The organism is Phytohabitans maris (assembly GCF_031085175.1).
Taxonomy (GTDB): domain Bacteria; phylum Actinomycetota; class Actinomycetes; order Mycobacteriales; family Micromonosporaceae; genus Phytohabitans; species Phytohabitans maris.
On record NZ_JAVHUY010000032.1, the window covers coordinates 20,007 to 33,667 of the forward strand.

General features: G+C 73.3%; 13 protein-coding genes. 7 read left to right on the forward strand and 6 right to left on the reverse strand.

Features of this window, described 5'->3' with window-relative positions:
- Positions 1–78: 78 nt before the first annotated feature.
- The 4 genes from RB614_RS29070 to RB614_RS29085 all read right to left on the reverse strand — a co-directional run bounded on the left by RB614_RS29070 (position 79) and on the right by RB614_RS29085 (position 5,158).
- Entirely contained in the window at positions 79–996 is a 918-nt protein-coding gene (locus RB614_RS29070) for a DUF559 domain-containing protein (protein ID WP_308715860.1), read from the reverse strand.
- 173 nt (positions 997–1,169) lie between these two features.
- Positions 1,170–2,777 carry a thiamine pyrophosphate-binding protein gene (locus RB614_RS29075; protein ID WP_308715861.1) on the reverse strand — a complete coding sequence of 536 codons (1,608 nt, stop codon included), beginning with the start codon at positions 2,775–2,777 and terminating at the stop codon, positions 1,170–1,172.
- On the reverse strand, positions 2,774–3,535 hold the full coding sequence (locus RB614_RS29080) for a cyclase family protein (protein WP_308715862.1): 762 nt from the start codon (positions 3,533–3,535) through the stop codon (positions 2,774–2,776). The genes RB614_RS29075 and RB614_RS29080 overlap by 4 nt, the downstream gene beginning before the upstream one ends.
- A 693-nt stretch (positions 3,536–4,228) precedes the next feature.
- A complete protein-coding gene (locus RB614_RS29085; protein ID WP_308715863.1) occupies positions 4,229–5,158 on the reverse strand; it encodes a hypothetical protein in 930 nt (309 codons plus the stop codon).
- Positions 5,159–5,424: 266 nt separating this feature from the next.
- Here RB614_RS29085 and RB614_RS29090 point away from each other — a divergent pair, with 266 nt between their 5' ends.
- Positions 5,425–6,408, forward strand: coding sequence for a pectate lyase family protein (locus RB614_RS29090; protein ID WP_308715864.1), 984 nt, complete (start codon positions 5,425–5,427; stop codon positions 6,406–6,408).
- Between the two features lie 199 nt (positions 6,409–6,607).
- On the opposite strand, the gene RB614_RS29095 is transcribed toward RB614_RS29090, so the two are convergent.
- A complete protein-coding gene (locus tag RB614_RS29095) occupies positions 6,608–7,069 on the reverse strand; it encodes a MarR family winged helix-turn-helix transcriptional regulator (protein WP_308715865.1) in 462 nt (153 codons plus the stop codon).
- 108 nt (positions 7,070–7,177) lie between these two features.
- Between RB614_RS29095 and RB614_RS29100 the strand changes: the two genes are divergently transcribed.
- Both RB614_RS29100 and RB614_RS29105 read left to right on the forward strand, forming a co-directional pair.
- Positions 7,178–8,299, forward strand: a complete 1,122-nt coding sequence (locus tag RB614_RS29100; RefSeq protein ID WP_308715866.1) for a 5-methyltetrahydropteroyltriglutamate--homocysteine S-methyltransferase — start codon at positions 7,178–7,180, stop codon at positions 8,297–8,299.
- A complete protein-coding gene (locus RB614_RS29105; RefSeq protein ID WP_308715867.1) occupies positions 8,292–9,245 on the forward strand; it encodes an ABC transporter substrate-binding protein in 954 nt (317 codons plus the stop codon). The genes RB614_RS29100 and RB614_RS29105 overlap by 8 nt, the downstream gene beginning before the upstream one ends.
- Before the next feature lie 54 nt (positions 9,246–9,299).
- On the opposite strand, the gene RB614_RS29110 is transcribed toward RB614_RS29105, so the two are convergent.
- A complete protein-coding gene (locus RB614_RS29110; protein WP_308715868.1) occupies positions 9,300–10,694 on the reverse strand; it encodes a cellulase family glycosylhydrolase in 1,395 nt (464 codons plus the stop codon).
- 254 nt (positions 10,695–10,948) lie between these two features.
- Here RB614_RS29110 and clsA point away from each other — a divergent pair, with 254 nt between their 5' ends.
- The 4 genes from clsA to RB614_RS29130 are packed head-to-tail and all read left to right on the forward strand — an operon-like array spanning position 10,949 to position 13,651.
- Positions 10,949–11,536 (forward strand): cardiolipin synthase ClsA, encoded by a 588-nt coding sequence (clsA, locus tag RB614_RS29115; protein ID WP_308715869.1) that lies wholly within the window; start codon positions 10,949–10,951, stop codon positions 11,534–11,536.
- A complete protein-coding gene (locus RB614_RS29120) occupies positions 11,533–12,399 on the forward strand; it encodes a DUF881 domain-containing protein (protein WP_308715870.1) in 867 nt (288 codons plus the stop codon). The genes clsA and RB614_RS29120 overlap by 4 nt, the downstream gene beginning before the upstream one ends.
- A 34-nt stretch (positions 12,400–12,433) precedes the next feature.
- A complete protein-coding gene (locus RB614_RS29125) occupies positions 12,434–12,766 on the forward strand; it encodes a small basic family protein (RefSeq protein ID WP_308715871.1) in 333 nt (110 codons plus the stop codon).
- Between the two features lie 3 nt (positions 12,767–12,769).
- A complete protein-coding gene (locus RB614_RS29130) occupies positions 12,770–13,651 on the forward strand; it encodes a DUF881 domain-containing protein (protein ID WP_308715872.1) in 882 nt (293 codons plus the stop codon).
- Positions 13,652–13,661: the final 10 nt, after the last annotated feature.

Consider the following 13,661-nt stretch of genomic DNA (forward strand, 5'->3'; position numbering starts at 1 on the left):
CCCGACTCGCCCGCCGCTTGATCGTTCGCCCGTTCTCCGCGTGAAACGCCGTGGAGAGCGTGGTTTTCGGGCGAACGATCAAGCGGCTCGTCGGCGGGCAGCGGCGAGGACTTCCAGGACCTCCCGCCGTACCGCATCCGGCTCGCGAAACAGCCGGCGGTGGGTAAACCGGACCACCTGGATGCCGAGCGCTGCCAGCGCGGCGTCCCGTCGCAGGTCCGCCTCGCGCCGCTCGGGCGCCGCGTGCCACGCCGCGCCGTCCAGTTCGAAGTCGACGCGCTCCCTCGGCGCCCACACGTCGAGATAGCACGCCCGACCGTCGACGCGCACCGCCACCTGGCGTTCGAACCGCGGCATGCCCGGCCCGGTGAACACCTGGTCGTGGCCCCAGATCTCCAGCGGGCTGTGACAGCCGCTGGCCAGCCGGTCCAGCAGCGCTCGGATCCCGGCGCGGTCGGCGAGCCGGGGTACGGCCTCCAGCGCCGCCAAGACCCTTTCCGGCGTGGTCCACCGCTCGCGGACGGCCTTGATCAGCGGTGCGGGTCGCTCCTCCCGCCGGAGCAGCGGCCACGCGTCGACCAGTGTGGTCTCCAGGCGCGTGACCGGCAGTCCGGACCGCGTGACCACGTCCGGCGGCTCGATCCGCAGGCCCCTGCGTTGGTGCACCACCACTGGCGGGTGCGAACGCAGCCGGACGTCGAAGGGGACGCGGAGATGCACGGGCTCGTCCCGATCCGCGGGGCGCAGCCCCCACACGTCCAGAGCGGTGGTGTGGCTGAGCGTCCCGCGGCCCCCGGCGTACCGGACGGCGGCGCGCCGGAGCACGGCGGGCTGGTCGGCGAGGGCGGCCTCGGCGTACACGCCGGGCAGGAGCCGGTGCACGTGACCGGAGCGCACGGCCCACTCCAGCGCCCGGATCGAGACGACCTGGTCCACCTCGTTCCGTCCCGCCACACCATGGCCGTGGGCGAGCAGGGCTCGCAGCGTCGCGTTCATGCCGCGATGCTCGCCCATCCGGCCGGCGCGCTCGACGCGCCGATCGTCGATCTGTGGACGGCGGTCGACGCTGTGGAAAGCCACCGCGACGGCGACGGATCTGCTATGGCGCTCGATCGTTCGCCCGAAAACCACGCTCCGGGCGGCGTTTCCCGCGGAAAGCGGGCGAACGATCAGTGGCCGCGGAAGGCTTCCTCGAGCCACCACGACGGCTCGTGCGACGTCACCTTGGCGTCCACGACCAGAGGGGTGTCGCGCGGGCCGGCGAGCCACTCGCGTACCCCATCCAGGTCTTCCGGGGTGCGGACGGTGAGTGACGCGCAGCCGAAGCCGCGCGCGGTGGCGGCCAGGTCCGTGTCCGGAAACGTGACCGTGTCGAGCGGGTGGCCGTGCGGGCCGAAGTGGTGGACCTCGGCGCCGTAGGCGGCGTCGTCGTAGACGACGACCAGCAGGGGGAGGCCCAGCCGGACGGCGGTGGTGAGCTCGGCCACCGACATCAGGAAGCCGCCGTCGCCGAGCGCGGCCACCGTGAGGCGGTCGGGGCGGGCGACCGCGGCGCCCAGCGCGGAGGCGAGGCCGAGCCCGATCGACTGGAACGCCTGGGTGAAGCAGAAGCCGGCCGCGTCCGGCACCGAGAGGTACATCGACGGGTAGCCCATGAAGTTGCCCGAGTCGACGACCACCGTGCGCTGCGCCGGGAGCAGGTCGTCGAGCGCGGCGCTCAGCGTGCGCGGGTCGACGCGGCCGCCGCCGGTCGCGTCCTCGTACGGCACGTCGCGCCACCGCCCCGCCGCGGCGATCCGGGCCCGCAGCGACGCGGTGCGCCAGCCCTCGTCGCGGCCGAGGCCGGCGGCGCAGGCGCGGGCGACCTCGACCACGTCGCCGGTCACCGCCACGTCGACCGGGCGGTGGCGACCCAGCGCGGCCGGGTCGAGGTCGACCTGGGCGACCGTGGTGCCGGGGCGGATCAGGCGGCCGTGCCGGGTGGTCCACATGTTGAGCGCGCAGCCCCAGGCGACGACGAGGTCGGCACCGCCGATCAGCTCGGCGGCGAGCGGGGTGGCGAAGCCGCCGGAGACGTCCAGGTACCAGGGGTCGCCGGCGAAGAGGCCGCGGGCGGCGGCGGAGACGGCCAGGAGCGCGCCGCGGCGGTCGGCGAGCGCGGCGATCGCGGTGCGGGCGGCCGCGCCCCGGCGGGCGGCGCCCCGGCCGGCGACGAAGACCGGGCGCCGGGCGGCCCCGAGAGCGTCCACAAGGGACCCGACGTCGGGGGTGGCGGTCGGGGGCGGCGGCGCGCCGGGCGCCGGTGGGCCGGCCGGCTGGGCCTGGACGTCCAGCGGGAGGCCCAACACCACCGTCCGGCCGGCGGCGCAGGCCCGCGCCACGTCCGCGTACACGGAGGCAGCCGCCACCCGGTGGAAGGCCGCGCCCACCGACCCGGCCAGGGCGGGCAGGTCGACGTGGAAGTTGGAGTGCGGGCTCGTCGCCTCCGGGGCCAGGACCACCAACGGGGTACGGCTCTTCGCCGCCTCGGCGACCCCGGTCAGCGCGTTGGTCACGCCCGGGCCCTGGTGCACGGTGAGCACGCCGAGGCGGCCGGAGACCCGGGCGTACCCGTCGGCCATGCTCGCCGCGCCACCCTCGTGGGCCGCGGCGTGGAAGCGGGCGCCGGCGGCGACGAGCGCGTTCGTGACGTGGAAGTTGCCGCTGCCGACCACGCCGAAGACGTCCCGCACGCCGTGGGCGGCCAGGGCCTGAGCGACGGCGGAGGCGACGTTCACCGCTCGACCAGCGCCAGCACCCGGCACGGGCTGCCCGAACCGTCCACAATGGGCAGCGGCCCGGCCACCAGCACCGCGCCGGTGGGCGGCAGCAGGGCGAGGTTGCGCAGCTGGGTGAGGCCGTACTTGCCGGCGCCCAGCAGGTACGAGTGGCAGGGGAACGGCGGGTCGAACGAGTGCGCCGCCCCCGCGTCGGTCCCCACCGTCTCCACGCCCACGCCGCGCACCGGCGCCTCCTCGGCCAGCCACTTGGCGCAGGCCACCGACATGCCCGGGGTGCGGCCCGCGTTGAGGTACGCCGTGTCGTCGTCGCTGCGCGCGTCCCACCCGGTGCGGACCAGCAGCCACCCGCCGGCCGGGAGCGGGCCGTGCTCCTCCTGCCACGCCTCGATGTCGGCGACCTCCAGCAGCGCGTCCGGGTCGTCGGCCACCCGCGCGGTGAAGTCGAGCACCACCGCCGGCGCGAGCAGGTCGCGGGCCGGGACGCGGGAGACATCCGGCAGGTCACGCCCGGTCACCCAGTGGATCGGCGCGTCGAAGTGGGTGCCGGTGTGCTCACCGGTGGTGAAGTTGTTCCAGTACCAGGCGGGGCCCGCGTCGTCGTACCGGCTGATCTCGGCCAGCCCGAAGCGGCTGGTCTGCCCGAACTGCTCGGGCAGCGCGATGATCGGGGTCGCCGGGGAGAGCGGAGCGGTGAGGTCGACCACCTCGATCGTGCCGGCGTCGAGGGCGGCCACGAGGTCCGAGAGCAGCGTCATGGGTGGACCGTAGAGTCACGGCGCTGGCCGGGCAAGAGCCCAGACCGGATCGCCCGCCCGCGGCCTGCCGGCCATGCTCTGTCCATATTGGACGGTAGGCTTCCCTTCCGCCCGTTTCCGCGCGAGATCGCGCTATCGACCGTGTGGGGTCGGCATCGGCCGGCCCCGACGTCGGCGTCACGCTCCGGCGAGCGATCCGGCGAGGTCCGGACCGTTGCTCCCGCGGCCCCGCCCTCCGCGTCGACTTCACCTCCTGAGGGCGCGGCCGCCGTCGCCAGTGGCCATTGTGGACCAGGGCCTGTTTCGAGAATCCTTGCCGGGCTGCGCCGGGCCCAGACGACGACCGGCGGCGCCGGCGAGCTTGCCGAGTCGCCGGCGCCGCGCGAGCATGAAGCCCGTACGGACGTGCCGGCGAGTCGGCTGGCTCGCAGCCTCCCTGGACCTCGGCTCGCCTCGACAATCCGTTTGAAACAGGCCGTAGCCCGTGATGCGGGCCTTCCGGATGCTGGGAAAGGAACAGATCGTGGTACGTAGATGCCCCTGGAGGGGCAGGAAAGTACCACGATCTGCTCCGCGGCACGGCTCGTGCTCAACCTGCGGCGCCGCCGCGAGAACGACGCGCTTGCGCGGCGCCGGCACGAGAACGGCGCGCCGGCGCGAGAACGGCGCGTCCGCGCGGCGCCGGCGCCCGGGTCAGGCGCTGGCGCAGGCGGTGCCGTTGACCGTGCAGGCGGTGGGGGCGATGTCGCGGCCCCACCGCTCGAACTGGACGCGCAGCGCCAGCTTGCCGCGGGCGGTGACCGGGGTGCGGCCGGTGAAGACGTAGGCGCCGCCGAGGCGGTCGAATTCGGGCGGGGGCGCGCCGTCGACCCAGAAGGTCTGCAGGCGCCCCACGCCGCGCGGGAACTCCAGCCGCACCGTCCACTCGCGCTGGTTGGCGGCGGGGTTGGTGACCAGCACCTGGCCGATGAAGCCGTCGCGGTAGGTGTCGACCAGCGAGTAGCGGCCGGTCACCGGGGGCGGTGCCGGGGGAGGCGGCGGCGTGGTGCGGGGCTTGGCGGTGGTGGGTCTGGCGGATGGGGACAGCGGCGGCAGCGTGTTGGGCGGCGGCGGGGGCGAGGGCGCGCGGGTCGTGGTGGCGACGGCGGGCGTGTAGTCGGCGACCGGCGGGGTCCAGGCGTAGTCGATGGAGGCGCGCGGGGCCGGGCCGGCGCCGGAGCCGCGGGTGACCGCGACCGCCGCGATGATGACCAGGGCCACCGTCACGCCGAGCGCGGTCGGTGCCCAGAGCAGCAGCACCTCGGACGCGCTGGGCCGGCGGAGGCCGAAGGGCGCGGCGCGGCGCGGCACCGGTCCGCCGGGCGGTGAGGTGGGGCTGGCGGGCAGGGTGCGGCGCGGCACCGGGCCGGCGGGTGGCGAGGTGGGGCTGGCGGGTAGGGCGCGGCGCGGCACCGGGCCGGCGGGTGGCGAGGTGGGGCTGGCGGGTAGGGCGCGGCGCGGCACCGGGCCGGCGGGCGGTGAGGTGGGGCTGGCGGGTAGGGCGCGGCGCCGGCCGGGCTCGACGGTGGGCGCGTCAGCCGGCCTCGCGGGGCGGGGGCCAGGGTGGTCCGGGCGGCTGGGCACTCAGTCTCCCTGCGGGCGGCACGGCGGGGTCGCCCGAGTGGGGGCCGGGCGGAGGGGGTCCGGCGGTGCCGCCGGCGCGGCCAAAGCCTAACCCTTTCGGGCGCAAACCGGCATCCCCTCGGTTGACAGAATTCATGGGCATCTATACGGTAAGGAACTGGAAAGCGTTTTCCTGTCTCCGGGCTACCGCTTGCCGCCGCGCCCGCCGGTGCTGATCTGCCTCGCTCCGGCCCGCCCGGCGCACCGTCCCCACGGGAGGTTCCCCCATGACGCTCCACCGCACCGACCAAGCCGAGCGCCCACGCCCGCGCCGCTGGCGCGGGCCGGCGATCGGTGTGGCCGCACTGGCGCTCGCCGCGGCCGGGGCACTGGTCGCGATGCCGGACGCGTCCGCCGCCACGTTCAACTTGCAGGGCTGGGCCACGCAGGGCGGCGGCACGACCGGCGGCGGCAGCGCCTCGCCGGTGACCGTCACGAGCTCGTCGGCCCTGATCAGCAACATGCAGGCCAGCGGCGCCCGGGTGATCCGGGTGTCCGGCACGATCTCGATCAGCGGCATGCAGAAGGTGGCGGCCAACAAGACCATCATCGGCGTCGGGAGCGGCGCCACGATCACCGGTGGCGGGCTCAACGTCTCCGAGGTGTCCAATGTGATCATCCGGAACGTCAACTTCCGGGGCTGGGGTGACGACGCGATCAACGTGCAGTACTCCACCCGGGTCTGGATCGACCACAACAGCTTCAGTGACGGCAGCGACGGCGCGGTCGACATCAAGCGCGCCTCCGACTACGTCACGGTCTCGTGGAACCGCTTCTTCGACCACGACAAGACCGCGCTGCTCGGCCACTCCGACGGCAACGGCGGCGAGGACCGCGGCCACCTGCGGGTGACGTACAACAACAACTGGTTCGACGGCACCAACCAGCGGCACCCGCGGGTGCGCTTCGGCAACCCCGTCCACGTGTTCAACAACTACTACAGCAACATCGGCAGCTACGGCGTCGCCTCCACCTGCGAGGCGGGCGTCCTCGTCGAGGGCAACTACTTCGAGAACGTCGAGGACCCGTTCCACCGCGGCGAGGGCAGCTCGCCGGATGGCAACCTGGTCGCGCGCAACAACCACTTCGTCAACTCCGGTAGCGGGGAGACGGGCGGCAGCGTGGCCGGCATCCCGTACTCGTACCAGATGGACAGCGCGAGCAGCGTCAAGGCGTCGGTGACCAGCGGCGCCGGCACCGGGAAGATCTGATTTCCCAGCGGGCGGCGGGCGGTTGGCCCGCCGCCCGCCCCCGGTGATGGCAGCTACCCGGAACGCGGTCCCCCGGCGGGCCGGGGGGGTCGCTCACGGCCCGGGGCCCCCCGGGGGGGGGGGGGGGGGGCCCCCCCCCCCCCCCCCCGGTGATCGAAGCTCCCGTCAAGTCGTTCCAGCGGCGTGACGGGAGCTTCGATCACGGAAGCGGGGTGAGGCGGGCGAGGATGAGCGCGCTGATCTCGTCGAGCTGGGCGACCTGCTCCGGGGTGAGGGCGTCGAAGACCACCGACCGCACCTTCGCCACGTGGCCGGGCGCGGTCTCGACCACCTTCCGGTACCCCTCGTCGGTGAGCACGGCCAGGTAGCCTCGGCCGTCCTCCGGGGTCCGCTCGCGCCGCACCCACCCGCGCTCCTCGAGCCGGCCGACCAGGTGGGAGAGGCGGGACTGGGAGCCGTTGGAGAGCGTGGCCAGCTCGCTCATCCGCAGCGCGCGGTCGGGCGCCTCGGAGAGCATCGCCAGCACCCAGTACCCGAAGTGGGTGAGGTTTGCGTCCTGCTGCAGCTGGGCGTCGAGCGCGCCGGGCAGCTGCGTCACCACGGCCGCGAACCGCCGCCAGGCACGCTGCTGCTCGGCCGTCAGCCAGCGCGTCTCCTCCATGATCAGATTTTACCGGCAGCGCGGGCCCGGCCACGCCCGCCTCGGGTTCGGGAAACCGGGCGCGACGAGGTGACGGGGCGCGGCTACATCGAGGTCTATCGTTAGCGGATGGATGCGCGTAACCGCCCACCATTCCGCGCCGACCACGTCGGCAGCCTGTTGCGACCCGCCGCGTTGCTGCGCGCGCGGGAGGACCGTGCCGCCGGCTGCATCACCGCCGACGAGCTCCGCGCGGTCGAGGACGAGGCGATCACCGAGGTCGTTCGCATGCAGGAGGAGGTCGGCCTGCGCTCGGCCACCGACGGCGAGTTTCGCCGGACCTCCTGGCACATGGACTTCATCTACCAGCTCGGCGGCATCGACCCCGCCGACGAGAAGCTGACCGTGCGGTTCTTCAACGACGAGGGGACGCTCGAGTTCAGCTCGGCCGCCCTCCGCGTGCACGACCGCGTCTGGCTCGCCAAGCCCATCTTCACCGACGCCTTCACCTACCTGCGGTCCCAGGTCAAGACGAACGTCCCCAAGCTCACCATCCCGTCGCCCAGCATGGTCCACTACCGGGGCGGCCGCGCGGCGATCGACGCGCGGGTCTACCCGGACCTGGACCAGTTCTGGGACGACCTCTCCGCCGCGTACGCCGAGGAGGTGCGCCAGCTCGGCCTGCTCGGCTGCACCTACCTGCAGCTCGACGACACCAGCCTCGCCTACCTCAACGACCCCCGGCAGCGCGAGCTGGTCGCCGCCCACGGTGGCGACCCGATGCACCAGCACGAGCGGTACATCCGGCAGATCAACGCCGCCCTCGCCGGGCGGCCGGCCGACATGGCCGTGACCACCCACATGTGCCGGGGCAACTTCCGGTCGTCGTGGGCGGCCGAGGGCGGGTACGACTTCGTCGCCGAGGCCCTGTTCACCCAGCTCGACGTCGATGGCTTCTTCCTGGAGTACGACGACGAGCGCTCCGGCGGCTTCGGCCCGCTCCGCTTCGTACCGCCCGGCAAGATGGTGGTGCTCGGCCTCGTCACCACCAAGCGCGGCGAGCTGGAGAGCAAAGACGACCTCAAGCGCCGCATCGACGAGGCGGCCCGGCACGTACCGCTGGAGCAGCTCTGCCTCTCCCCGCAGTGCGGCTTCTCGTCCACAGTGGAGGGAAACGCCCTCGGCTACGACGAGCAGGTCGCCAAGCTGCGGCTGGTGGTGGAGACCGCGCGAGAGGTCTGGGGTGAGTGACGTGCGCCGCTTCCTCGCCTTCGCGCTGGTCGCCTGCCTCGTGGCCGGCTGTGGCTCCGACCCGCCCGCCTCCTCCGACGAGGGCCCGGACCGGGTCGATGTCGGGGTCATCGCGATCCTCGACGTGGCCCCGATCTACCTCGGCAAGGAGAAGGGCTTCTTCGCCAGCCGCGGCATCGACCTCACGCTGACCCCCGCGCAGGGCGGCGCCGCGATCGTGCCGGCGGTGGTCAGCGGCCAGTACCAGTTCGGCTTCAGCAACGTGGTGTCGCTGCTGCTGGCCCGCTCCGAGCGGCTGCCGCTCAAGGTGGTGAGCAACGGCAACAACTCCACCGGCGTGGACGGCGCCGACTTCGGCAGCGTGCTGGTCCGCGGCGACAGCCCGATCCGTACCGCCGCCGACCTGCCCGGCCACGACATCGCCGTCAACACCCTGCGCAACATCGTCGACACCACGGTCCGCGCCTCGGTCCGCAAGGCCGGCGCCGACCCGGCCGCGCTGAGGTTCACCGAGCTGCCGTTCCCGGACATGCCCGCGGCGCTGCGGAGCGGCAAGGTGGACGCGGCGTTCATGGTCGAGCCGTTCCAGTCGGCGGCCCGCGCGCAGGGCGCCCGCTCGGTGGCGTCGAGCTATGTGGACGCCGCGCCCGACCTGACCGTCGCGGTCTACTTCACCTCGCAGCCGCTGGTGGAGCGCGACCCCGACCTGGTCCGGCGGTTCGGCGAGGCCATGCGCGAGTCCCTGGCCTACGCCGACGCCCACCCGGACGAGGCGAGGCGCGTCATCGGCACGTACACGAAGATCGCACCCGAGGTGATCGCGCAGGTCACCCTCCCGAAGTGGCCGCCGGAGGTCAACCGCGCCTCGGTACAGACCCTCGCCGACCTGGCCCTGCGGGACGGGCTGATCGACTCCCCGGTCGACGTCGGCGCGCTGCTCCCGTAGTGACACGAGGGCCCCGCCGCCGGTCGCGGCGGGGCCCCTTCTCGACCGTGCGGGTCAGCTGGCGGTACAGGTCGGGGTCGGGTTGGTGTTGGTGCCGTTCCAGGAGCCGATGAAGCCGAACGCGGTGGTCGCGCCGGCGCCGAGGCTGCCGTTGTAGCTCACGTTCCGGGCGGTCACGTTCGCGCCGCTGGAGGTGATCGTGGCGTTCCAGGACTGGTTGACGGTCTGGCCGGACGGGAACGACCAGCTGACCGTCCAGCCGCTGATCGCCGAGCTGCCGGCGGTCACCCGGACCTCGCCCTGGAAGCCGCCCTGCCACTGGCCGATCACCGAGTACGCGACCGTGCAGCTGCGCCCGGCCGGGGGCGGCGAGGTGGTGGGCGCCGTGGTCGGCGGGGTCGTGGGCGGCGTCGTCGGCGGGGTGGTCGGCGGGCGGGTGGTCGGGCCGGTGGTCGGGTTGGTGCCGCCGAACCAGCTCAGCTCGCGCGAGGTCTGCCGGATGCCGTTGGCGCCGTTGAAGATCCGCTGACCCCAGGAGGTGAGCTGGGCCGGGTCGAAGTTGGTGACCATGTCGAGGTACTCGACGCCGCCACCGTTGCCGCTCCAGCTCCAGCCGATGTAGCCGATCCCGTTCGCCTGCGTGTACGACATGATCGTGTCTTCGTCCGGGTTGCCGTCGGAGTGGTTGTGGCCGAACTCGCCGACCACGATCGGCAGCCCCGCCGTGCGGAAGCGGCCCAGGTAGTCCTGGATCTCCGCGGCGGTGTCGAAGACGCCGTACATGTGGATGGAGAAGACGGTGTTGCGCTGCGGGTCGGCGTTGAAGACCGTCTGCGCGTTGTCCCGCATGATGAACCGCCAGTCCTGCCCCCACATCGGCGCGTCGACCATGATGAGGTGCTCGAAGCCGGCGTTGCGCAGCCGGCCGATCGCGCTGGACGTGGCGGTCGGCCAGGTGGCCGAGACGCTCTCGTTGTTGCCGAACGGCTCGTTGCCGATGTTGATGACGATGAAGTTCTCGGTGCCGGCGAGCACGCTGCGCTGGCTGATCCAGTAGCTGGCGGCCTGGTCGAGGGTGGCCGCCGCGCCCTCCTCGCCGTACCCGGTGGTGTCGTGCGCCTCCAGCACGCAGAGCAGGCGGTTGGTGCGGCACAGGCTGACCACGGTGGCGAGGTCGTTGCTCGGGCCCCAGCGCTGGCCGCTGCCGAGCACCACCCGTACGGTGTTGGCGCCCAGCGCCTTGATGTTGGCGAACGAGCTGGTCTGGCTCGTGTACCAGACGTGCGGGTGGCTGACCCCGCGCATGACGACGTTGGTGCCGTTGGCCTCGACGATGCGGCCGCCGCTGACCCGCAGGCCCACGGCGGCGTCGGCCGGCTTGACGAAGACGAGGACGGACGCGAGCAGGGCGACGGCCGCCGCGCAGACTATCGCGATCTTTCGTTTCATGGATCACCTCGGAAAAGGAGCCCGGAGGGCATCGGACGGGGGCTTGCCCAAAGCCCCACGACGACCACCCGGCTCCCAGGGTGACGGCATCAGCGTAGATGAATGGCTGGCGGGAAATCAACCGGTTAAGTAACCGCCGGCGGGAGGTCAGGCCGGCTGTGCCGCACACCCCCCAAAGGTGAGGCGGATACACCCACCGGAGGTCAGGTAGATATAGTGCAACCGCTGCAAAGGGGGGAGCGGAGGGAGGCTCGGTGTCGCATCAGGGCGCCCAGGCTTCCCGGGTCCTGACCATTCCGAACGGGATCAGCTTCGTCCGGCTGCTCGGCGTGCCGCTGTTCCTCTACCTCCTGCTCGGCCCGCACTCCGACGTCGCCGCGGTCGTCGTCCTCGCCATCGGCGGCACCACCGACTGGGTCGACGGGTACGTGGCCCGCCGCCTCGGCCAGGTCAGCCGCCTCGGCGAGCTGCTCGACCCCGCCGTCGACCGGCTCTACATCCTCGCCACGCTCGTCGCGTTCACCGCGCGCGAGGTGGTGCCCTGGCAGTACACGGCCGCGCTGCTCGCCCGCGAGCTGGTGCTGGTCGCCAGCCTGGCGGTGCTGCGCCGGTACGGGTACGGGCCGCCGCCGGTGCACTACGTGGGCAAGACGGCCACGTTCATCATCCTGGCCGCGTTCCCGGTGCTGCTGCTCGCGCACGCCTCGGACGGGGCGGCGCCGGTGGCCTTCCCGATCGGCTGGGGACTGGCCTGGTGGGGCCTGGTCCTCTACTGGGTAGCTGCCGCGTTCTACGTGGTGCAGACCACCCAGCTCGTCCGGCGACGGATGGTCCAGCGGTGAACGACAAGACCAGGGTGTACGCGCCGGACTTCCTCACCGAGCTGTTTCGCAACCCGCTCGACCCCGGGTACGCCGACGCGGCCCGGCGCAAGGCCATCGCCGGCGAGCCGCGCGGTTGGCGGGGCACCGGCGTACGGCTGGTGAGCGCGCTCACGCTGGTCGCGGTGGGTTTCCTGCTCGTCGTGGCGTACCGGCAGACGATGGCCGACGAGCCGTCCCGCACCCAGGCCCGGGCCGGCCTGGTCGACCAGATCGAGCAGCGCCAGGCGGTCACCGACGACCTGCAGAGCGAGGCCGACCAGCTGCGCGACGAGGTGGCCCGGCAGCGCGACGCGGTGCTCGACGACCGCGACGCGGCCCGGCTGCGCGACCAGGAGGCGGCCGCCGGGCTGGCCCGGGTGCGCGGCGACGGCGTGGAGGTGCGGCTGGACGACGCGCCGGACGCGGTCGACGCGGTCACCGGCGCCGGCAAGCCCGACCTCGGCCGGGTGCTCGACCGGGACCTGCAGGACATCGCGAACGCGCTGTGGAGCGCCGGCGCCGAGGCCATCTCGATCAACGACCAGCGGCTGACCGCCACCTCGACCATCCGCGCCGCCGGTTCGGCTATCCTGGTCGACTTCCGGCCGGTCACCCGCCCGTACGTGGTGCGCGCGATCGGACCGGGCGACATGGAGGACGACTTCAAGGACAGCGCGACCGCGCGGCTCTTCCGGGCGCTGGTCGAGGACGAGGGCATGTCCTTCTCGGTACGCGGCGTCGACGACCTCACCCTCCCGGCCGCGTCCGAGCCGCAGCTGCGCTTCGCGACGCCCTCGCCCACCGCCACGCCCACCCCTCGCACCACGGAAGGCGGGAAATGAAGCACCCCACGACGGCGCCCCGCGGGGGGTCGGCATGATCGCGGTACTCGCCCTGGCCGTCGGCGTCGTGCTCGGCGTCCTGCTGGACCCGACGGTGCCGGCCGCCCTCCAGCCGTACCTGCCGATCGCGGTGGTGGCCGCGCTCGACGCCGTGTTCGGGGGCGTGCGGGCCCGGCTCGACGGGATCTTCGACGACAAGCAGTTCGTGATCTCGTTCATCTCGAACGTGCTGGTCGCCGCCCTGATCGTCTACCTGGGCGACCAGCTCGGCGTGGGCGGGCAGCTCTCCACGGGCGTCGTCGTCGTGCTCGGCGTGCGGATCTTCGGCAACGTGGCGGCCATCCGCCGGCGGCTCTTCAAGGCTTAAACCATGACAGAACACAAGCCATCGGGTACGGGCTGGCCCGAACCCGGCGCCGGGACGCCCGACGCCGAGGCGGCCCAGACCCGCACCGAACCCGAGCCGGAGTCCGTGACCGGGGACGCGTCGCCCGTACCCGATGGTGGGTCTTCCGAAGATCTGGCGCCCGCGGAGGACGAGCGGCCGGCGGCGGCCAAGCGGCGGCTCACCTCGGCCGGCGTGGTGATCGCGGTGTTGCTGGCGCTGCTCGGCTTCACGCTGGTGGTGCAGGTCAAGAGCAACTCGACCGACTCCGGGCTCGCCTCGGCGCGGCAGGAGGACCTGGTCCGCATCCTCTCCGATCTGGAGGCGCGCGAGGAGCGGCTGCGCGACGAGATCGCCGACCTGGAGGAGAGCCAGCGGCAGCTCACCTCCGGCGCGGAGGGGCGGCAGGCGGCGCTCGACGAGGCGACCCGCCGCGCGGACGAGCTCGGCGTGCTGGCCGGCACGCTGCCGGCGCGCGGGCCGGGGCTGACCGTGCTCTTCCAGGAGGGTTCGGAGCGGCTGGCGGCGTCGGCGGTCCTGGACGCGGTGCAGGAGCTGCGCGGCGCCGGCGCGGAGGCGATGCAGATCGCCGGCAGCGACGGCACGGCGGTGCGGATCGTGGCCTCGACCTGGTTTCTGGACGCGGACGGTGGCATCGCGGTCGACGGGCGGCGGCTCTCCGCCCCGTACACGGTCACGGTGATCGGCGAGCCGCGGACCATGGAGACCGCGCTGAAGATACCTGGCGGGGTGGTGGAGTCGGTGGAGAACGACAACGGTACGGTGATCGTCCAGGAGCACGAAGTGGTCGACGTGTCGGCCCTGCGCGCCCCGACCAGCCTGCAGCACGCCCGACCGACCTCCTGATCCCCGTCGC

Excerpts from the sequence above, each read along its gene's own strand:
- RB614_RS29070 (WP_308715860.1), bottom strand. The coding sequence starts at position 996 with ATGAACGCGACGCTGCGAGCCCTGCTCGCCCACGGCCATGGTGTGGCG.
- RB614_RS29080 (WP_308715862.1), bottom strand. The coding sequence starts at position 3,535 with ATGACGCTGCTCTCGGACCTCGTGGCCGCCCTCGACGCCGGCACGATC.
- RB614_RS29090 (WP_308715864.1), top strand. The coding sequence starts at position 5,425 with ATGACGCTCCACCGCACCGACCAAGCCGAGCGCCCACGCCCGCGCCGC.
- RB614_RS29095 (WP_308715865.1), bottom strand. The coding sequence starts at position 7,069 with ATGGAGGAGACGCGCTGGCTGACGGCCGAGCAGCAGCGTGCCTGGCGG.
- RB614_RS29100 (WP_308715866.1), top strand. The coding sequence starts at position 7,178 with ATGGATGCGCGTAACCGCCCACCATTCCGCGCCGACCACGTCGGCAGC.
- RB614_RS29110 (WP_308715868.1), bottom strand. The coding sequence starts at position 10,694 with ATGAAACGAAAGATCGCGATAGTCTGCGCGGCGGCCGTCGCCCTGCTC.
- RB614_RS29125 (WP_308715871.1), top strand. The coding sequence starts at position 12,434 with ATGATCGCGGTACTCGCCCTGGCCGTCGGCGTCGTGCTCGGCGTCCTG.
- RB614_RS29130 (WP_308715872.1), top strand. The coding sequence starts at position 12,770 with ATGACAGAACACAAGCCATCGGGTACGGGCTGGCCCGAACCCGGCGCC.